The 19,272-nt window shown below is 47.7% G+C and carries 20 protein-coding genes; 11 read left to right on the top strand and 9 right to left on the bottom strand.

Translation table 11 applies throughout. From position 1 onward, the window contains the following. Positions 1–83 precede the first annotated feature (83 nt). From DC20_RS02145 to DC20_RS02125, 5 genes are all read left to right on the top strand, one after another. Positions 84–899 carry an MOSC domain-containing protein gene (locus tag DC20_RS02145; protein ID WP_062542321.1) on the top strand — a complete coding sequence of 272 codons (816 nt, stop codon included), beginning with the start codon at positions 84–86 and terminating at the stop codon, positions 897–899. Positions 900–1,077: 178 nt separating this feature from the next. Beyond that, on the top strand, positions 1,078–1,497 hold the full coding sequence (locus DC20_RS02140; protein WP_062542320.1) for a hypothetical protein: 420 nt from the start codon (positions 1,078–1,080) through the stop codon (positions 1,495–1,497). Positions 1,498–1,545: 48 nt separating this feature from the next. Beyond that, a complete protein-coding gene (locus tag DC20_RS02135; RefSeq protein ID WP_062542319.1) occupies positions 1,546–1,803 on the top strand; it encodes a hypothetical protein in 258 nt (85 codons plus the stop codon). A 104-nt stretch (positions 1,804–1,907) separates the two neighbouring features. Continuing rightward, on the top strand, positions 1,908–3,275 hold the full coding sequence (locus tag DC20_RS02130; protein ID WP_083470215.1) for a peptidoglycan DD-metalloendopeptidase family protein: 1,368 nt from the start codon (positions 1,908–1,910) through the stop codon (positions 3,273–3,275). Between the two features lie 118 nt (positions 3,276–3,393). Then, positions 3,394–3,816: a hypothetical protein gene (locus DC20_RS02125; RefSeq protein WP_062542318.1), complete on the top strand. Its 423-nt coding sequence runs from the start codon at positions 3,394–3,396 to the stop codon at positions 3,814–3,816. 22 nt (positions 3,817–3,838) lie between these two features. Here DC20_RS02125 and DC20_RS02120 read toward each other — a convergent pair whose 3' ends face one another. From DC20_RS02120 to DC20_RS02085, 7 genes are all read right to left on the bottom strand, one after another. Next, positions 3,839–4,507, bottom strand: a complete 669-nt coding sequence (locus tag DC20_RS02120; RefSeq protein WP_062542317.1) for a DUF6565 domain-containing protein — start codon at positions 4,505–4,507, stop codon at positions 3,839–3,841. Between the two features lie 180 nt (positions 4,508–4,687). Next, on the bottom strand, positions 4,688–5,302 hold the full coding sequence (locus DC20_RS02115) for a deoxynucleoside kinase (RefSeq protein WP_062542316.1): 615 nt from the start codon (positions 5,300–5,302) through the stop codon (positions 4,688–4,690). A gap of 105 nt (positions 5,303–5,407) precedes the next feature. After that, positions 5,408–6,448: a zinc dependent phospholipase C family protein gene (locus DC20_RS02110; RefSeq protein WP_071885358.1), complete on the bottom strand. Its 1,041-nt coding sequence runs from the start codon at positions 6,446–6,448 to the stop codon at positions 5,408–5,410. A gap of 68 nt (positions 6,449–6,516) precedes the next feature. Then, complete coding sequence (locus DC20_RS02105) at positions 6,517–7,038, bottom strand: GNAT family N-acetyltransferase (RefSeq protein WP_062542314.1); 522 nt, start codon at positions 7,036–7,038, stop codon at positions 6,517–6,519. Positions 7,039–7,335: 297 nt separating this feature from the next. Then, positions 7,336–7,911 (bottom strand): porin family protein, encoded by a 576-nt coding sequence (locus tag DC20_RS02100; protein ID WP_062542313.1) that lies wholly within the window; start codon positions 7,909–7,911, stop codon positions 7,336–7,338. 717 nt (positions 7,912–8,628) lie between these two features. Beyond that, positions 8,629–10,095, bottom strand: coding sequence for an APC family permease (locus DC20_RS02090; RefSeq protein ID WP_062542311.1), 1,467 nt, complete (start codon positions 10,093–10,095; stop codon positions 8,629–8,631). A gap of 110 nt (positions 10,096–10,205) precedes the next feature. Continuing rightward, on the bottom strand, positions 10,206–10,427 hold the full coding sequence (locus DC20_RS02085; protein WP_062542310.1) for a CDGSH iron-sulfur domain-containing protein: 222 nt from the start codon (positions 10,425–10,427) through the stop codon (positions 10,206–10,208). A 348-nt stretch (positions 10,428–10,775) separates the two neighbouring features. Here DC20_RS02085 and DC20_RS02075 point away from each other — a divergent pair, with 348 nt between their 5' ends. Then, entirely contained in the window at positions 10,776–11,621 is an 846-nt protein-coding gene (locus tag DC20_RS02075) for an OmpA family protein (RefSeq protein WP_062542308.1), read from the top strand. 245 nt (positions 11,622–11,866) lie between these two features. Next, a complete protein-coding gene (locus DC20_RS02070; RefSeq protein WP_062542307.1) occupies positions 11,867–12,541 on the top strand; it encodes a hypothetical protein in 675 nt (224 codons plus the stop codon). A 115-nt stretch (positions 12,542–12,656) separates the two neighbouring features. Here DC20_RS02070 and DC20_RS02065 read toward each other — a convergent pair whose 3' ends face one another. Further along, entirely contained in the window at positions 12,657–12,941 is a 285-nt protein-coding gene (locus tag DC20_RS02065; protein WP_062542306.1) for a hypothetical protein, read from the bottom strand. A gap of 185 nt (positions 12,942–13,126) precedes the next feature. On the opposite strand from DC20_RS02065, the gene DC20_RS02060 reads away from it, so the two are divergent. The 4 genes from DC20_RS02060 (at position 13,127) to DC20_RS02050 (ending at position 18,225) form a co-directional block, all read left to right on the top strand. Beyond that, the gene (locus DC20_RS02060; RefSeq protein ID WP_062542305.1) at positions 13,127–15,619 is read left to right on the top strand and encodes a PIG-L family deacetylase; all 2,493 of its coding nucleotides are present in this window, start codon (positions 13,127–13,129) and stop codon (positions 15,617–15,619) included. A 183-nt stretch (positions 15,620–15,802) separates the two neighbouring features. Then, positions 15,803–15,928, top strand: coding sequence for a hypothetical protein (locus DC20_RS23525; protein ID WP_262506338.1), 126 nt, complete (start codon positions 15,803–15,805; stop codon positions 15,926–15,928). Further along, positions 15,925–17,613: a sodium:solute symporter gene (locus DC20_RS02055; protein ID WP_062542304.1), complete on the top strand. Its 1,689-nt coding sequence runs from the start codon at positions 15,925–15,927 to the stop codon at positions 17,611–17,613. The genes DC20_RS23525 and DC20_RS02055 overlap by 4 nt, the downstream gene beginning before the upstream one ends. Before the next feature lie 27 nt (positions 17,614–17,640). Beyond that, positions 17,641–18,225, top strand: a complete 585-nt coding sequence (locus tag DC20_RS02050) for a nitroreductase family protein (RefSeq protein ID WP_062542303.1) — start codon at positions 17,641–17,643, stop codon at positions 18,223–18,225. Between the two features lie 102 nt (positions 18,226–18,327). Here the strand turns inward: DC20_RS02050 and DC20_RS02045 are convergent, their stop codons facing one another. Then, entirely contained in the window at positions 18,328–19,200 is an 873-nt protein-coding gene (locus tag DC20_RS02045) for a DUF2911 domain-containing protein (RefSeq protein ID WP_062542302.1), read from the bottom strand. Between the last annotated feature and the right edge of the window lie 72 nt (positions 19,201–19,272).

Here is a 19,272-nt window from a genome sequence, read left to right as displayed (position 1 = left end):
ACGGGTTCTTCGCGTTTTAGGAATCATTCCTTCCTTTGGTTCTGCCTTTGGGCGGGAGCTACGCTCATCTGTAACACACCTGTATGTCAACACTAGTACTCAGCGAAATCTATATCTATCCCATCAAATCATTAGGCGGCATTTCATTAACCTCTGCGCAGGTAGAGGAACGGGGGCTACAGTATGACCGACGCTGGATGTTGATTGATGACAGCGGTATTTTCCTGACTCAACGTAAATTAGCGGAGATGGCGCTCTTGCAGGTGGCGCTTACCCCAGAGGGCCTGCTGGTGACGCACAAAACAAAAGAACTTACCCCCTTGCTGGTGCCCTATGAAACCAACAGCACCCGCTCTACCCTGGTCACTGTTTGGGACGACATCTGCTTCGCCTTCATTGTCAGCCCTGAAGCCAATGCCTGGTTTTCTGATGTCTTGGGGATTAGTTGCCGTTTGGTGTACATGCCTGAAAACTCCATTCGGCTTATAGACCCTAATTATGCGAAGCACAATGAGAAAGTGAGTTTTTCAGATGGATTTCCATATTTGATTATTGGTCAGGAGTCATTGAATGATTTGAATACCCGGTTGGAAGAGCAAGTGCCCATGAACCGTTTTAGGCCAAATTTTGTGTTCACCGGGGGGCAACCGTATGCTGAGGAGAAATGGAAAACCTTTAAGATTGGCAATGTCTTGTTTTACGGGGCTAAGCCCTGCGGCCGGTGCAATGTGACTACCATAGACCAAAGCACGGGGCAAGCGGGTTCAGAACCTCTGCAAACGCTTTCCTCTTACCAGAAGAAAGGAAACAAAGTTATTTTCGGGATGAACTTGATTGGGCTTTCCACAGGAACAGTTTCAGTAGGTGATACCATCACCATTATGGAGGCGGGTTCCTGATAGAAAAGCTGTGTGCCTGAGGTTTTTACCTTTCAAAAGAGCACTTTAGCATATCAAATTTATATTTTAAATGGAATGTTCAGCAGTGGCCTAATAAACGGTTCCATAAGCCTTGCAGAGACTATGGTTCTGATGTAATTTGCGTGGCTTAGTTTACTTTTTTTTAACCCCCAGCTCAATGGTGCACACTGACAACGATTACGCCACAACCGGCTATGATGAGGTCTTAGGAGCCGCTTACCTTACCTACAAACGGCAGGGTACCTCGCAGGAATTCAGAGATGCTAATCATAGAATTGTGGCCTCTCTTGCCAAAAAGCCTACACATAGGTTGTTTGTAGACGTGCGCAACATGGGGGTAGTATCTCCGGAAGATCAAAAGTGGGTTGGGAACACTATTGTAGAGCAATTAGCTAAAAACGCACCCGGTAAATACCTTTACATCGCCTTGTTAGTACCAGAAAAGGTTTTTACCAAGTTAGCGGTGACTACCATAGAGGAGATTTCTAACGGGAAAGGAATCTGCCTGAACCGGCATTTCTTTTCGGTATCTGAGGCCAAACATTGGCTCGCGCAGCAAACCCAGCGCACCGCTTAATACCGCTTAATCAGGTAGCTCTTCTTTACCTTACATTTTACTTGTATCATGACCCAGCATAGCCTTTATTTAGTGACCGCCCTTGGGGGCGAAGAAGTGGACCTTACCTATGCCAAAGAGCTGCGCAGTAACAACCTTTTTCCGTTTGGGTTGCACAATTACGCCATTTACCAAACCCCTGAGGGTGTATTTGTGAAAGGCACCAATTCTGACAACCCTAACCTGATGCTGGACCAGTACGAAGTCATTGATGAAGCTACTGCCAGAGGTTATTCTCATCCCCACCAGCGAATAGAAGAAGAGTAGCCTTCAGCACTTCTTTTGCAGGGAAACCTGCGTACAATAACCCAGTTATCTCCAGAACCTTCTCTGGGGTGACTGGGTTATTAGTTTTTAAAGAATTTACAACAATGCGTTATATAGATTTTTGTACCCGCAAGGGTCCTTTGTTTTTGCTGATGCTAGTAGGATTACTTTATGTGACAGGGTGTAGTCCGCAGAATACATTAAGAGGGGTATTTGAAAAGAGAACCCCTTATGAGAAATACGAGGCTGGTTTGAAAGAAGCAAAACTGGATCAAACGGCCCTTGGGCAGCAGTGGATAGCTGCCGGAGAGCAAGCCTTGCGCAAACCCATTCCAATTACCTTGCCTTTTAAGGAAACTGGTTATTTTCCCGCCGATAGGCCGTTGGCTGCCAGTTACCAATTTACGGTGAAAGAAGGGCAAAAAGTGGCTGTGAAAGTAGAAACCCAGGGGCAGCAAGTGCCTCAAGTGTTCATAGACCTTTTTGAAGCGAACCCAGATAACACGGGAGAGCCCAAGCGAGTGGCGTACGCTGACACTACAGCCCAAAACCTGGAATATGAAATAGAAGAGGAGTTGCCGCACCTGTTACGGGTGCAGCCAGAATTGCTCCGTAGCGGGCAGTACACGGTGACCATTGAGACTACTCCCATTCTGGCATTTCCAGTACAAGGGAAAGACAGCCGGGCGGTGCAAAGCTTCTGGGGCGCTGAGCGCGATGCAGGGGCCAGAAAACACGAAGGAATTGACATCTTTGCGGCACGCAACACTCCTGTAGTGGCATCGGTGGAAGGCGTGGTAACCCGGGTGAATACTACTCCTATTGGCGGGAAAGTTGTATGGCTCTCTGACCTGAAACGTCAGCAAAGTCTCTACTATGCCCATTTAGACAGCCAGTTGGTACAGCCCGGTCAACGAGTTTCCATTGGAGACACTTTAGGTTTGTTGGGTAATACCGGCAACGCGAAAACAACCGCTCCTCACCTGCATTTCGGGATTTACCGGTTTGGGCAGGGTGCAGTAGATCCGTTCCCTTATGTATACAAAAACCGCACGAAACCAACTCCGCTTCAAGCCGATGCTAAGAAGTTAGGAGACTGGGTTCGTGTGACCAAGGGTAAATCTTCTTTAAGAACGGCACCAGCCTCTTCGGCTGAGGCGCTCATGACACTTCCGCAGCACACCCCTCTACAAGTATTGGCGGGATCTGCCTCCTGGTACAGGGTCATGTTGCCTGACGGGCAGCAAGGGTACATTGCTTCTTCCCTGGTAGAAACTTTAGACAAGCCGCTTCAGGCGGTTAAGCTACGCCGGGAAGCTCCTTTATTAGATGCTTCTTCTGCGCAGGCGGCAACCCAGAAAAGCCTTTCCCCAGATTCTACGGTACAGGTGCTGGCTAAACAGGAAGGGTTCTGGCTGGTGCAGGATGCAAACGGGTCTAAGGGCTGGATTTCAGCGGAAGCCGCCCGATAAGGAGCTTTCAGGGTGTTTTAGGGAACATACAACCTAAACACCCGTACGTTTCATAGACGGAAAACACAATACTGAAACTTAACTTGTTTATATTTCAATATAACCTTAAGTTTCTTTCATGAATAACAAATGGGAAGTCTGCAGTGCCCATTCCAATATCTCCCTTGAATATGTAAGTGAGCAGGATTGGTTTTACGTAAAATGGAGCGGGCACATTCACCCAGATGATGTGGTGGCCGCGGCCACTAAATTCTTAGAACTGCAGCAGGAGAAACGGTGCCCTAAACTTCTGAATGATAAAAGCGAGGTGACGGGTGAGTGGGAGGAAGCCAATGATTGGCTTGAGTATGAATGGATGCCGCAGGTTGAGAAGCTAGGGCTACAGTATCTTGCCCTGGTGCTCTCACGTGACATGCATGACTTAAGCACCGCCCAGAATCTGCAGCGAAGGGTTTCTAATCTTTGTCAGGTTGGGCTTTTCAATGATGTACCCTCGGCTCAGGAATGGCTTTCCTCGTTTGCCGTTCCTAAGCAGAGATAACATCTTACTGGTTATAAGTCCTTTACTGCTTTATTTCCCTTAGCAGGTCTTTCGCATCTTTACGGGCTTCCAGGGTTAGGTATTCTGCCTGTAAAGCTTTGATTTTAATTCTGTCATTGGCCGTAAGCTGGTCTTCTACCTGGTCTTTCTTTTGGTTTAGCCTGGTGTAGATATCATCTACATAATCCCAGTCTGAGGCGGTCCAGGAAGCACGCCTGATTCGCACGTTTTGTAGAAACTGGGTGTACACCTCCCGCATTTGGTTTGCTGGAATGGCTACGTCTAAGGAGGTAGCTGAGCCAAATAGCTCTGTTTCCATCCGCTTCATTGTTTCTGGATGCAGAGGAGTTGCACTGCGTTGCTGGTTTCTGGTTTCCCAGTTCTCGTATTCCCTTCTTAGCTCCTTGTATTCCTCCTTTGATTTTTCTGAGAGGCTTTCCAGTTTTGCATCTAATCTGGCGGTGCGCTCTTTGAATCCCTCTCTCACTTGCGGTCCTTTTTCCAGCAAAGTGCTGTCGGTCTTCCGGGTCTTGTCTTTGACCCACTCTCTTAAATCTGCCAGGTCTTCTTCTGCCTTGTTACTGGCCTGGGTAGTAGAATCTGAATTGGAAGTGCGCTCACATGAAGTACCTGCAAGCAAGGCCAGGAAGAGCGCACCAGTCGCCATGAAGTTATAGTATTTGAAATCCATATTGCGTTTTTTCTATGTATACGCAGTTTAAGGCAGAGAGGTAAGGTGCTTTGTGAAACTATGAAAATCTGGTGAGGGAGGCAGGGAAGATGAAGTAAAAAAGGAAGCCCATTTTAAGGCTTGTTTCTTGAAACAGGCCTTAAAACGGGCTTTGTGAAAGTGGCTAAATTCTTCTTGAGGTTAAAACAACCCGAAAAGCTCAATATTGATTCGGTCTATGATTACTCCTAGGTCTTCTGGGTTCTGCACGAAATCTATGTTGTTCACATCAACCACTAACAGTTTGCCATGCTTGTATCCGGCAATCCATTGCTCGTAGTGCTCGTTCAGGTTCTTGAGGTAAGCCAGTGAAATGTTGTCTTCGTAGTCGCGGCCGCGTTTCTGAATCTGGCCAATTAGTTTAGGAAGATCAGCTTTCAAATACACCAAAAGATCTGGGGCTTTCACCATCTTGGTCATAGACTGGAAGAGGCTGAAGTAGTTCTGATAATCGCGGTCACTCATCATACCAGAATGGTGCAGGTTCTTGGCAAAGATGAAGGCGTCTTCGTAGATGGTTCGGTCCTGAACCACGCCAGAGGTGCGCTCATTAATTTGGATAACCTGGTTGAAGCGACTGTTCAGAAAGAAAACCTGCAAGTGAAACGCCCACCTTGGCATGTCATCATAGAAGTCTTTCAGGTAAGGGTTGTCATCTACGGCTTCAAGAAAAACTTCCCATTTATAATGCTGGGCCAGCTTTGTGGCTAGTGTGGTTTTTCCGGCCCCAATGTTGCCTACAATTGCAATATGCATGTGCTCTTTCTACTGTGGTTAAACGCGGAGGGCAAAAGTACGGGTTTAACCTTAGATTTTTGGTCAGCAGAAGATTATCGTTTTAAAAGAAATCGCCAATGGAAATTAAGCCAAGGAAGAACTTACCCATTCAATCACGTTCATCAGTGAGATCCTGATTTTGGTGAGCAGGAGATCTTTCTCCAGCAAGGTTCCTTTTTTCCAGGCTTTAAGTTCGTTTTTAAGCTGTTTCTTCTCTGCTTTGGCGCGGGGCATGGCCAGTAATTTGTCCAGGTCGGGTTTGCCTCCGTCTACCCAGGAGGTGTACCAGAAAGAACTGGTCATCTCGGCCGAAGCCCGCATGCGGTCCTGTACCATGGTGCCCAGGACCTTGTTGTAGGCGCTGCTGAACGCATCTGTGTAATTCTTGCGCGAACGACCGTTTCGCTCTACAATGGTGTATTTCGTGTCATCAGTAAAGTTCTGGCTTACTTGTCTTTCTATTTCTAGCAGTTTTGGTACCAGCAGGTGCGATGAGCGTACCACGCCCCAGATTTCTTCCTGAGGGTTCGCCAGGTATCTGGCTTTGTTGTGCTGCAGGTTGTAGGAGGCCAGGTTTTGCTCTGGAACCTTAGATTCCCAAAGGCTATGAAGGCCGTGTTGGCCGGTTAACTGACCGTCATAGTTCAGGCTGGTGTGCAGCGGCACATGAACATCTTGTATGTAGTGGGCCAGGTCTGCCGAGTAATAGAGAATGCTGTCAGTGTCTCTTCTTTGGAAAGCCCTGGTAAGGCGTTCTTTCATTTTGATTATATGCCAGGGGGCTATGCCATATTTCTGCAAAGTGTCTGTGCTATACTTAGCGGCAGCGGCAGGATAGGTGTGAGGCACTTCCTCCAAAGGTTTTTCCCCTAAGGCTTCAAGATCAATAAAGTGGCGGGGAGCTTCTGTAGAGTCATCATTCCGGCGCTGGTCTGGACGTACCGACGTTTCTACCAGGTGAGCCATGTGGCGGTGGTAGAACCCCTGCATGTCTTTTGGTAGTCCATAAATGGCCAACTGCTGGATGACTTTGTGTCCGAAGAATCCCCAGCTATGTCCTAAAATAGAGCAACTGAGAATAATCCCGAGCACTAGTAGCACTTTCCGAAGTGAATTGTAAACCATAAATATAAAATACTACAATACTCACAATAATAGAACATCCTTATTAACTAGCAATCTTGCTTTCACTTCTACCGTGTTTCAGATAGATTGAGATGCATAATGTAGTCATTTAGCATGAATTGGGCAAAAGGTATGTCAATTATCTGAGAAATTCTAAACCCGTGCTTTAAATAAAAATGCAGCGCCGGATTTTGCCTGTGTACGTTAAGTTCTAGTTTAACTCCTCCCAGTTTCTTTGCCCGTTTTATTACTTCTTCCAGTAGGTATTTGCCTAACTTTTGCCCCTGGTAGTCTGGGTGGATGTACAATTTGTTTAGTTTGTACAATTTTTCAGTGGCATCTAACAGGGAGAAAGCCGAAAAAGCCACTGGAACTCCTTCTTTCAAAAGTAGCAGGAATGTTTGCCCCTCTTCCATCTGCTTTTGCAGGGCTTCAAAAGAATAGATCTGGGATAACATAAACTCAATCTGCTCCCGCGAGAGAATTTCCTGATACGCGGGGTACCAGGTTTCATGAGCCAATTGGTGAATAATTGCAGGGTCTTTGGTTACTTGTATCTGGATAGGGGCTAAAGGAGAAGAATTGGTCATAGTTCGTGTATGCGAGGTGGTTTAGCTAAGCCAAAGGTTTACTTGTTGCAAGAACATTTAAAAGCTAAAAGTAAAGAAGGGGCAAAAATATTCTCCAATTCCCTCATTTGCCTTACAAATTGCTTTATAGCTCCAATTTGATAAAACAAACCTATACTATGGTGCCTTTGGGTTTGAGTTGCACTACACAAAAATACCCAATCAAGGGTCCTATGCCTGCATACTAGACATGGGACCCTTGATTGGGTATAAGATAGGCTTTTTTATAAAACCTGATAGAAATGCTTTTTCATAGCCTTACCTGAATCTGTAGCCTAATGAAAATTGAAACACATCATTGGTGAGATTATCTCCGCGTCCTAAGTTGAGGTCTCCATTTTTCGTTTCTCTTATATCTGACAAGCCAAAGTTGTATCGGGCTGAAATCTGCCATTCTGCAACATCATACCCCAGGCCCAGTGCCAGCGCCCCATCATATCTGTTCATAGATTCTGTGATGTCAAGAGAGCTTTTGCCTTCTTTTCTGTTAGAAGCTAATAAAACTCCAAACTGAGGACCCACCTGCAGGTGTAGCCCACCAGAAAGGGTGCCTTTGAAAATAAGCGGTATGTTCAGGTAATGATAGGTGTAGGTATACCGGTCAGTCTCTACTCCCTGTTGAGAATACAGGAGTTCGGGTTGGAGAGCAAACCGGCCAGAGATAGGGGTGGAGGCAAAAAGTCCTACATGAGCACCTATTCTTGGTTCATTGGGCTCATAAAGCGGCCTGATGGTGGCTACGTTTATTCCTCCTTTTATTCCAAGGCTAGTCTGCGCCTGTGCTCCTAATGCCCCGCTAATCATGATGGCTGCGGCTAAAAAAATCTTCTTCATATAATTAGAACGCTTGAAAGTAAGGGGAGTACGGCTATTCCCGAAGAAGGATATCTCTTCTATAACAGTCAACTTACAACCACCCTGAATTTTATTTCCTTTTGAGATATGCCTCATGCTTGTAGAATCACTTTTAACCTTGGTGAAGAAAGGAACCCTTAGGCAGCCCATCTTTTTTGTGCTTATTTTGATCTTTATCACTTCTAAGCTCTTAAGCTTTCAAAAATCTATTCACCACCACTGTATATTAGTGTTCAAGAATGAAAACTATAACTCATTTACTTCAAGCTTTTTGGGGTAGATGATGGTTGTGGTAAGGAGGAAAATATCATTGATATATTTACTGTTTTTTTGAAACCTTCAATAAACAGCCTCGTTAAAGAAGATATAACAATTGGTTAAATAGTGTAAGCGAACCAGGTGTCGTGAAAAACTGAACTGAATAGCTTTTTGTTGAAACTTATGAAGAAAAGCCGAAGTGGTTTAGTAATAAGGGATACGTAAGTAGTAGGTTTAGAAAGACAACGGCGAAAGCCAACAGCTGAAGTAGCAATATTTAAGTTATTTAACCAATATTAGAAAAGCCTTCCCAGACGGGGAAGGCTTTTCGCATGTATAGCCCTTCTGTTTTAGCTCCTTTTCTGTAAAACAGCCTATAAATAAAACAGCGCGGGTCCGTTCATTGAACGGACCCGCGCTGTTTTCAAAATACCTTTCTTAATCCTCTACTCTCTTAAACCGCTTTCCGAAGATATAGAACACCGGAATACCTACTCCAACCAGAATCAACCCTGGCCAGGAATAGTTAGGTTTATAGATAAGTAAGATAATGCAGATGAAAGAGGCCATAAGTATGTACAATGCTGGTAATACCGGGTAGCCAATAGCTTTATAGGGCCGAGGAGCGTTTGGCATGGTACGGCGTAACACAAAGATGCCCGCAATGGTAAGAATGTAAAACAGCAGCACCGCAAAAATCACGTAATCCAGCAGGTCTGAGTACCGGCCTGAGAGGCACAGCAAACTGGCCCATACGCACTGAATAGCCAAGGCTGCACCGGGTACGCCGTTCTTGTTCAGTTTAGCCATATTTGGGAAGAACAGACCGTCTTTTGCCATGGCGTAGTACACGCGCGGAGCAGAGAGAATCACACCGTTGTTGCACCCAAATGTAGAAACCATGATCAGGATAGCAATCGCGATGGTAGCAGGGGCGCCGCCAATTACTTCTGCTACGGCTGTGCCCACTCGGTCATTACTGGCAAACTGCAGGCCCCGGCTTAATGCATCGGTTCCGGCGGGGTCCCCGCTCAATGGCAGAATGGTTAGGTACACCACATTGATCAGGATGTACAGGAGCGTAACAATAGCTGTTCCAATAGCCATGCTCAGGACAATGGTCCGCTTAGGGTTCACAATCTCATCTCCAGAAAACCCAATGTTGTTCCAGGCATCAGAAGAGAAAAGCGACCCGATCATCGCTGTGCCAATCCCTACCATCAGTGCCCAGCCAGACAAAGTAGTACGGGTAATGGCTCCGGTTTCTTTGTCCAATACCACAGATTGGGCATCCCAAAGGTTAGAGAAGTTCAGGTCAATTACCTCAGGGTTAGTGCCCAGCAGCAACCCGAACCCAAGCAGCGCAAACAAGGCAATAATTTTAGTGCTTCCGAAGATGTTCTGGATGATGGTTCCATTACGCACTCCCTGTTGGTTTACCAAGGTCAGCAGCACAATAGACGCTATGGCCAGCAGCTGCACCGTCGTGAACTGAAAGAAGCCGAGATCCAGCAACACATTGTCTTCAGAAAACCAGGGAAGTAGCACGCCGGTAAACCGGGCAAACGCAACCCCCACGGCCGCAATGGTGCCGCTCTGAATAACCAGAAACAGTGTCCAGCCATATAGGAAAGCCACTAAGGGGCCGTAAGACTCACGCAGGTACACATACTGCCCACCGGCACGGGGCATAAGGCTGGTCAACTCTCCGTAACTCAAAGCGCCCGCCAATGTCATGAGCCCCGTTAAGCCCCATACCAGCAACAGGTATCCGGCACTTCCCACTGCGCGGCCAATATCAGCACTTACAATAAAAATACCGGACCCAATCATGGAACCGGCTACTAACATAACGGCATCAAATATTTTGATCTCGCGCTTAAATCCCGTAGAGGTATCAGACATAGAATCTAATGGCTATTAGAACGAAGGAAGAAGTTGAAAAACAGAAAGTGAAATAAAAAGAAAGGGCGGAGACCAGGCCTCCGCTCCTTTTTTAAAGCTTGTAAGTAGAACTACACCTTGCGAGGCGGTAGCTCAAAAGCCACGGCGTTGTGCTCAAAGTGGCCTTTGTGGGAGCCATCGCAGAAAGGCTTGTTCTGAGACAAACCACAGCGGCAGATAGACACTACCTCGCGGCCTTGCAGGTTGTACTCATTTCCTTGCGGATCTACTATGATGAACTCGCCTTCAATTTTAAGGGAGCCGTTGTTGTTCACGGTAAGTTTTGTTTTCATGCTGTTTTTCAAAAAATTGGGTAAAAGGTAAAGATTGAATTGAAGCAAATACGCAATCCACCTTAAAAAGGAGAAGAAGCGGCTTTGCCTCGTTTCAAAGATAGTGTTTTTGCCGAAGGCATTTCACCCTGCAGGTAAGGTTTCTGCTCTGTAAGGGTTCGTGGCTTTTGTACCTAAACCAGAGAACACAAGATCATGGATAGAAAATGAAGCCAAAGCAGGAGATAAGGTTTCGTTAGATTTGCTTTCTGTCCATATTTTTAAGTGTTTTAACGTATGCAGCAAGCGCTGCGTACGTATAAATACCTTGCTTTTCAAAGCAACCTCTGCTTAAATCATTCCACAACTATGAGAAAAAACGTTTTAAGATCTGCCTTACCTGCTGTATTTGCCATGGGTTTACTGGGGTCCTGTGTGTCTACGAAGAAATACGAGGCTGCCCTGGCAGAAAACCGCTCGCTTGTAGTGTTACAGGATGAACTTACCCGCCAGAAAGCCGAACTGGAAAGCGAACGCGCCCGGCTGCAGCAGGACAAAGAACGCCTGAACCAGGAGAAAGCCGATCTGGCCAGTGAAAAAGCTTCTACAGAGGCCTCGCTTCGCACGAACCTGAACAATAAAAACCAGCAGGTTGACAAGCTCAGCGCCGATTTACAGGCCCGAGAAGCCCGTTTAGCCGAGATGCAGCGCATTTTGGAAGAGAAAGACAAAGCCGTGAACAGCCTTCGGCAGGTAGTAAGCAATGCCCTGTTGGGGTTCAAAGCGTCAGACCTTACCGTAGATGTGCGCAACGGGAAAGTGTATGTGTCTTTGTCTAACCAGTTGCTGTTCAAGTCTGGCTCAACCAAAGTAGACGCGCAAGGGCAGGAGGCGCTCAAGAAGTTGGCCACTGTCTTGCAGAACCAGCCCGATGTGAACGTGTTGATAGAAGGCCATACAGATGATGTTCCGGTTTCACGGGGTACTGCCGGCATGCAAGACAACTGGGACCTAAGCGTACTCAGAGCAACTGAAATCACCCGTATTCTAACAGATGCTGGTGTGCCTCCGCAGCGGGTAACGCCATCGGGGCGTTCTAAATACGTGCCAGTAGACCCAGCCACCACGGCAGATGCCCGTCAGAAAAATCGTCGTACCGAAATTATCTTAACGCCTAAACTGGACGAGCTTTTCCAGATTTTAGAGAAGAACTAACCGCTACTCCGCTTAATAAGGCGGGATAGAATTTCAGATAAAACAGAAGCCCCATCCGGTAGATTATCCTGGATGGGGCTTCTGTTTTACGCCATTTTTTCAGAAATTAAGGCATAAACAAATGGCTGCTAAGGCTTAAAATGACAAGAGGACTTTGGCGTTGTTCTTGCTGTAACCCCTATATAGCCTTTCAGGAAAATAAGTACCTTTGGTTTAGGCTACACACAACCCTTTATTAGAAAACCATGCAAAAAGGAAAGATAGTTGGGCTCATTTTAGGGCTTAGCGCTGTATTTACCTCCACCGGCTGGGCACAGGAAACCAGTGGGGAAACTACTGCCCCGGTGAAAGAAACTCAGGAAGCCGGAGTAGAGCAGGACCTTCGGAATTTTAAAGAATGGGTGAAGCTTCAGGCAGACAAAGTGACTACCACCACCCGCTCCGAGTGGCCTACTATTAAAAGTGATTTCGCCCGGCAGGCTAACAAAATTGAAGGCAGTTTCCAGAACCTGTCAGAAACCTCCAAGCGTGATTTCCTGGAACTGAAAACCCGTTTCCAAGAGTTGGAGGCCAAGCCCATGGCCGATGAAGTGCCCCTGCAGGCCGAGGAAGTGCGTTTGCGCGAAAAAGAACTCTTAGGCTCCTTCGCCAACGTGCAGAACATAAGTGACATTCACATGCGTGAGGCGTACATCCGGTTCATGCAGAACGTGCGGGTAAAACGCCAGAGTTGGACCTCCCGCGATTGGGACTACGCTGATTATATCTTGCAGAGCCTGGGCAAACGCAAAGCCGCGGTAGAGGAGAAACTCACGACTTTAGACGAGATCAAAATCAGAAGCTTAATTGGCGAATTCTATACCCTTCGCTCGGGGCAGGAATTTAAAGAACAGCAAAAAGCCAAGAAGCAGAATAAGTAAACCTTGTCAATAAATTCTTCAGACTTTTCTTAAGGTAAAATACAGAAGTCCGTTCCGGGGCCGTTTTTAAGAAAACGGCCCCGGAACGGACTTCTACTTGTGAGGCTATCCTGTATTAAATAGAGTCGCGCAGGACTTGGTTTTGAGTAGTTCTGGATTTAGAAGAGTTTTCCTCTCCACGGGTTTGCGAGTTCCCTACCCGTTTCTGGGTAAGTTCAGTAGCAGTTGCCCCGGTAGTATCATTAGGGTTGGGATTAACCACACTGCTATTGTTGTTAGGGTTGCTGGAGTTCTGAGCGGCATCAGTTCCCGCTGAACTGGTGTTACCCCCGGTTTGGGAGTCACAGGCAACAAAACTGGTCATGCCAGCTATTGCCAATATCATCATAAGCTTTTTCATAGTCTATTTCGATTTAAGCGCTGTTTCAGATTCTCTTAACTACTAAACCGGGTAAAAAGTTATACTACGGAAATCAGGGTGGGTGGCTGTTCCCTTGATGTAAAAATCCATAGCTTTACCGTGGGATATCTTTGGGGCGCATGCCCCGGACTTCCTAATCTATTTTTGAACCTCTTTTGGTTGACATGACCTCAATACGTGTTATAATCGCATCCTTTCTTCTTTTATTGGGAGCCGGATTTTCTACCTCTTTTGCGCAAGCACCTAAGAAACCCAATGCCGCTGACATACGGCTGGCCCTGGAAAAACTGAATGTTCTAGGCAGCGTCCTGTACCTGGCCGCTCACCCAGATGACGAGAACACCCGCCTCATTGCCTACCTGGCCAACGAGCGGAAATACCGTACTGGTTACCTTTCTCTCACCCGCGGTGACGGTGGCCAAAACCTGATTGGTCCCGAGATTAGAGAGGAGTTAGGAATCATCAGAACACAGGAGTTGCTGCAGGCCCGCCGAACCGACGGTGGAGAGCAATTCTTCAGCCGTGCCAATGACTTCGGGTTCTCTAAGAACCCTGCTGAGACATTTACTATCTGGGACAAAGAACAGGTGCTGGCAGACGCGGTGTGGGTCATCCGGAAGTTCCGGCCAGATGTCATCATTACCCGGTTTTCTCCGCAGCCCAGCGGCACGCACGGGCACCACACCGCCTCAGCGGTGATTGCCATGGAAGCCTTTGACGCTGCCGCTGACCCCAAGCGCTTTCCGGAACAGCTAAAAACCGTGGAACCCTGGCAAGCCAAGCGCCTGCTCTGGAACACCTCTTCCTTTTTCTACAGCCAGAACCAGAAATTTGACGCCTCAGATAAGTTGATGATTGATACCGGGGTGTACAACCCCTTGCTTGGCAGGTCATACAATGAAATTGCCGCCCAAAGCCGCAGCATGCACAAAAGCCAGGGCTTTGGCAGCAGTGGCACCAGGGGAGAGGCCGTAGAGTATTTTGAGTTTTTGAAGGGCGCCGGCGCTAAAACAGACTTTGCCGAGGGGGTGAACACTTCCTGGAGCCGGGTGCCGGGCAGCAATGAAGTAGCCAAACTGTTAAAGGAGGCCCTTAAAAAGTATGAGGCTGCCAACCCGGCTGCTTCGGTGCCGGCACTCCTGAAAGCGAATGCAGCCTTGGTCAAGCTTCCGGCCTCTTATTGGAAAACCGTCAAGCAACAGGAATTGCAGGACGTCATCAAAGCCTGTCTGGGATTGTACCTGGAAGCATCTTCGGTAAGAGACTACTCTGTTTCACCGGGAGAGCCAGTGGTGTTGTCTTTAGAGGCTGTCAACCGTTCTCCGGTTCCCGTGACACTTACCAAAGTAGACTACCTGTTCGCGAACCGTGATACTACTTTGCAGCAGAAGCTTGAGGCAAGCAAGCCATGGATTGCTCGCACTACGGTAGCTATTCCGGCATCAACGCCTTATTCTCAGCCGTACTGGTTACGCGAGACCGGCACCACTGGCATGTTCAGGGTAGATGATCCGGCCCTGATTGGTTTACCCGAAAACCCTGCCGCCGCCCAGGTACGCTTACATTTGACCGTGCAAGGACAACCTTTTGCTTTCACGGTGCCTGTGGTGTACAAACGCACCGATCCGGTGGAAGGAGAGCAATACCGTCCGTTTGAGATTACGCCGCCTGTGTTCGTGAACATAACAGAGAAAGTGTACGTCTTCGCCGATGCCCAGCCAAAGCCAGTGACGGTTCGGGTAAGGGCCGGCAAAGAGCAGGTAGACGGGCAGGTTGCCCTTCGTTTGCCCGATGGATGGCGTTCTGAACCAGCCACTGCCAGTTTCAACCTTCCACAGAAAGGAGAGGAGCAGAGCTTTACCTTTATGGTGTACCCCGGGGCCGCTCAAACCGAGAGTGTCATCAGTGCTACCGTGACCACCAAAGGCAGAACCTACAGCCAAAGCTTGAAAACTATAGAGTACCCGCATATTCCTACCCAGACCCTACTGCCCGAGGCAGTTGCCAAAGCCGTTAAATTAGACTTGAAACGGAAGGGCCAGCACATTGGCTATTTAATGGGGGCCGGTGATGAGGTGCCCGCCAGCCTGCAGCAGATTGGGTACGCGGTAGACCAACTGCACGTAGGAGAATTGTCTGCGGCAGCTTTGCAAAAATATGATGCCGTAGTGGTGGGCGTGCGGGCGTACAATACTTTGGAGCGCCTGAAGTTTCAGCAGCCGCAGCTTATGCAGTACGTGCAGAACGGCGGCACCCTGGTGGTGCAGTATAACGTGAGTAATGGATTGGTGACACCTAATGTAGGCCCTTATTCTATTAAACTCTCCAATGACCGGGTTACCGTAGAAGACTCAGAGGTGCGCTTCCTGAAACCTAATCATCCGGTGCTCAACTCGCCTAACAAAATCACCGAGCAGGATTTCAGAGGATGGGTGCAGGAGCGTGGTTTGTATTTCCCTAACCAGTGGGCGCCTGAGTATGAGGCAATTCTTTCGGCCAATGATCCTGGGGAAACCCCTAAAGAAGGTGGTTTGCTTGTGGCTAAATACGGCAAGGGATATTACGTGTATACCGGTTATTCCTTCTTCAGAGAGTTGCCTGCCGGTGTTCCGGGAGCTTACCGTCTGTTTGTCAACCTGCTTTCTTTAGGTAAATAGCATTTCAGGGCTGTTTTCAAAAAATCAACTCTGAATCTTTTCTTGCCGGTAAGTTGGTGCCAAGAAACAGCCCAACAGAGATCTGGAAGGTCTGACGCAATATATATCAATCGCGAATGCGTTGTAAGGAAGAACAACTTCAAAAGCACAGTATCTACTTCAATTAAAATCAGCAGAACCCAGATGACCAAAGGAGACATAGATCCGCCGCCGTTCTTTAAAAGTTGGACTTCCATGTATTGGCTGGTTCTGGGAGTGCTCGCAGGGTTAATTCTGGTGTTTTACCTCATCACAAAAGCTTATTCATGAGCGGATTGGATTGGGGGGTGCTTATAGGCACTATTGCGTTCATTGTCTTGTACGGCGTCTGGAAAACCCGGAAAGCCCAGCACATGTCCGGTTACCTTCGGGCCGATAATACCGAGCGCTGGTGGATGATGGGCCTTTCCATCATGGCTACCCAAGCCAGTGCCATTACGTTTCTTTCTACTCCGGGCCAGGCCTTTGACGATGGCATGCGGTTTATCCAGTTCTACTTTGGGTTGCCCTTGGCCATGGTGGTGCTGTCTATTACGGCCATTCCTATTTATTACCGGCTCAAGGTGTATACCGCCTATGAGTACCTGGAGACCAGGTTTGACCTTAAAAACCGGTCACTCACCGCTCTATTGTTTCTTTTGCAGCGCGGGCTCTCTACTGGTATTACCATTTATGCCCCGGCCATTATTTTATCGGCTATTCTGGGGTGGAACCTGACGGCTACCATTCTTTTCATTGGCGTAGTGGTGACGTTTTACACGGTGGTGGGTGGTACCAAGGCAGTAAGCCAGACCCAACGGCTCCAGATGGGCGTGATGCTGGGCGGTATGCTTATGGCAGCCATTGTGGTGGTACGCCTGCTGCCCGATGGGATAGGTTTTTTTGAAGCAATGGAAGTGGCCGGGACATCCGGAAAGTTGAACCTGGTAGATTTAAGCTTTAATCCTAATGACCGCTACAACCTATGGTCGGGTTTGATTGGCGGCTTCTTTCTGGCCTTATCTTATTTTGGAACAGACCAGTCACAGGTAGGGCGCTATTTGGGCGGTGAAACTATTGCCCAAAGCAGATTGGGCTTGCTCATGAATGGCCTGGTGAAGGTACCCATGCAGTTTCTGATTTTGCTGGTGGGTGTGCTGGTGTTCGTGTTCTACCAGTTTTACCAACCGCCCCTTTACTTCAACCAGCAGCAGGCAAATAATGTATTAACCTCTTCTGCCGCACCTGCCTGGCAAAATCTTGAGGAAGAGAGTAAGCAGGTTTTTCAGCAAAAGAAAGAAGCCACCCTGGCTTTGGTGCAAGCCTACCGTTCTAAAGACCAGAAAGGACAGGAGCAGGCTACGCAAGTAATACAGCAAACCGAAGAAAAGAGAAAGGCGCTCAGGACCGAAGCCCAGGGCTTGGTAAAAACCTACAATGAAGGCACTGACTTGAAAGATACTGATTATGTCTTCCTTACTTTCGTGACCCAGCAATTGCCTCAGGGTTTGGTGGGTTTACTGCTAGCGGTCGTCTTGTGTGCCGCTATGGGGAGTACGGCCTCGGCGTTTAATTCACTTGCTTCTACTACGGTGGTAGATGTTTATAAACGTTCCCTGAAGCCCAACGCTAGTGACAGCCATTATGTAAAGGCCTCGCGCTGGTTTACCGTGGGCTGGGGAGCCGTATCTATTTTCTTCGCCCTTTTTGCATCACAGTTAGAAAACCTCATTCAAGCAGTTAACATTTTAGGTTCTTTGTTTTACGGTACCATCTTAGGGGTCTTTATTGCCGCTTTTTACTTCCGGAAGTTGGAAGGGAATGCCGTGTTCTGGGCAGCGGTCATCACGCAGATACTTATCTTACTGTTGTACTTCTACTCTGATATTGCGTACCTCTGGTACAACCTGATTGGCGCTGCCCTGGTAGTAAGCATAGGCTTCTTGTTGCAACCCTTGGTGCGTAAACCAGCCTGATTTTGTTTTCTCCTCAGTACCTCGTTTATGGATTCAACTTTTCTGGCGTTACAGCATATCATCCAAGGCCGAAGGACGATTAAGCCTCCCCAAATGAATGGGCGACTTATCCCAGATGACCAGATTTGGGAACTTCTAGCCTTGGCTGATTGGGCACCCACCCACGGGTATACTGAGCCCTGGCGGTTTGTGGTGTATGCCGGAGAGAAAGTGAGCGACTTCTGCCGGGCACACGCGGCTTTGTACAAAAGCCAAACCACGCCAGATAAGTACATGGAGGTGAAGTACGAAAAGCTGCTCCATATGGGAGACCAGGCTTCACATGTTATGGTGGCTTATATGCATAGAGGAGATTTGCCTAAAATTCCAGCTTTGGAAGAAGTAGCTGCTACCTCCTGCGCTATCCAGAACCTTTTATTGGGAGCTACTAGCTTAGGTATTGCCTCTTACTGGGGCTCCGGCGGAATGGCGTACCATCCGGCTATGAAAGAAATGCTGCAATTAAGGGAAGAAGATACGGTGTTGGGCGTTTTGTACCTGGGCTACACCGATAAGCCTGTCACAGATGGCAAACGGACTATTTCCATTGAAGAGAAAGTGCGTTGGATGTAAGGTTTAACATACCTTAGCCCATCAAAAAAGGAGGGCCGCTGATTTCACATCAGCGGCCCTCCTTTTTTGATGGGTTTTCCGGAAAATACCCGGTAAACGGAATTACTTGTTTTTGATCTCAGCTAATAGTTTCTCGTTCAGCGCCACGTAATCTGCGTTGTTTTCCTTTTTGGCTAGTTCAATGGACTTCTGGGCAGTAGCCGCAGCACCTTTGTAGTCTTTCATCTTTGCCTGGATTTTAGCTTGTTGGTGCAGGGTCCAGAACTTAGGGTCTTTCTCATTGGCCTGTTTCATCCAAGCCAAAGCCTGTTTCATGTCTTTGTTGTTTTCAGCGTAGTAAGAAGCTGCCGCAGCATACAAAGCAGGTGTTACGTCTGTGCCATTCACCACTTTTTCCTGGATCTGGCTCATCACTTTCGTGTCAACATCGGTCGTGATTTTAACGGGCACTAAGGTGTTTTCCCACATAATTTGCATAGTACCCCCGTTGTTGGTCAGGTTAGCGAAGTTGATGGTGAAGGTTTCAGTTTTTTCGGCTGTTTTCTTAGGAGTAACCTTGAAACGTACCAGATCTTCTTCGGCTTTATAGTCTTTACCGCCGTCTCCCCAGTGTTTCGTGTTTTTGTGGATGACAACAGTCCAGTCTTTCTCGCCAGGGATGGTGTACAAGGCGTATGTTCCGGCCGGAACCTTGTTGCCTTCCAGCATTACCTCTTCGGAGAAGGTTAATTTAGTAGAAGCGTTCGCTCCGGTGCGCCACAATCTTCCGTAAGGAGCCAGGTCACCAAAGATCTTACGGCCTTTCATGCTTGGACGCGAATACTCAACAGTCACATCGGCTAGGCCAATATTTTGTTTGATGGTGGAAGAGGGGCTTGCTGCCGGCATCTTGATCTGGGCAGTAGCAGTATTGCCCAACAGGAACAAGGCAATGGCAAATGACCATACCAAGTTTAGGGATAACTTCTTTTTCATGGGTAAGTGTATGTTTTAACGCAAAATGGTGATGTAATATTAATCAAAAGCAATCACTATGCCTAAAGAAGT

The organism is Rufibacter tibetensis (genome assembly GCF_001310085.1).
Lineage (GTDB): Bacteria > Bacteroidota > Bacteroidia > Cytophagales > Hymenobacteraceae > Nibribacter > Nibribacter tibetensis.
Note: the sequence above shows the minus strand (reverse complement) of the source record. Positions and strands in the feature narration are given on the sequence as shown.